At 36.9% G+C, this 279-nt stretch carries 1 protein-coding gene; it reads right to left on the reverse strand.

The features are described from left to right. Window positions 1-279: phosphoenolpyruvate hydrolase family protein (locus tag AC1ECF_RS17580; protein ID WP_480390733.1), on the reverse strand; the 279-nt coding region annotated here is incomplete at both ends.

Consider the following 279-nt stretch of genomic DNA (forward strand, 5'->3'; position numbering starts at 1 on the left):
GGAGGGATAATTGATGATTCCGGAAAAACCACTCTCTACTATTTTATCAATATACTTATCTAATTGTATCGTTGGATCACTAGCAAATAAGCCGAAAATGCCTGGAACCTCATTAATTAACGGAATAATTTCCTTCGCACCAAAATCCATCACCAGATTGTTTCCATTTGTAAATGGTAGTAAGCCTGCAAGGGAGCTTCTTCCCATTTGTCTAAAACGACCAGATGTTAGAGCTAAAATTAAATCAGCACCACCCTTTACTGCATAATTAGCAATCAT

Source organism: Psychrobacillus sp. Z3-81 (assembly GCF_056620325.1).